Origin of the sequence: Natronolimnohabitans innermongolicus JCM 12255, assembly GCF_000337215.1 — an archaeon.
In the GTDB taxonomy this organism is placed as follows: Archaea; Halobacteriota; Halobacteria; order Halobacteriales; family Natrialbaceae; genus Natronolimnohabitans; species Natronolimnohabitans innermongolicus.
In genome coordinates, this window is record NZ_AOHZ01000116.1 from 1 (window position 1) to 479 (window position 479).

The window sequence follows — 479 nt, forward strand, 5'->3', positions numbered from 1 at the left end:
ATCGCGATCGATCCCTCCTCGCCGTTTACCGGCGGCGCGGTGCTGGGCGACCGCATTCGGATGGCCTCCACCGTGGGCGACATGGACGTCTTCGTCCGCTCGATGAGCGCCCGCGGCACGCTGGGCGGCCTCTCGACGGCCACCGCGGATGCCGTCAAAGCCATGGACGCCTTCGGGAAGGACAAGATCATCATCGAGACCGTCGGCGCCGGCCAGAACGAAATCGACATCGTCCGCACCGCCGACACCGTCGCCGTCCTCGTTCCNTCCGGCGACGAAATCCAGACCCTGAAAGCCGGCATCCTCGAGATCGCGGACGTCTTCGTGGTCAACAAAGCCGACCGCGACGGCGCCGATCGGACCGTCCAGGAGCTGCGGGACATGATCCAGCTCGACTCGGGCGACGGGTACGGCGGCGGTGGCGGCGGCCACCACAGCCAGGAGGTCATCGACGCTCACGACGACTGGGATCCCGAGGA

The 479-nt window shown here is 67.8% G+C and carries 1 pseudogene; it reads left to right on the top strand.

Going from position 1 to position 479, the window contains the following annotated elements:
• Positions 1-479: pseudogene (locus tag C493_RS21845) on the top strand (methylmalonyl Co-A mutase-associated GTPase MeaB); the annotation flags it as partial.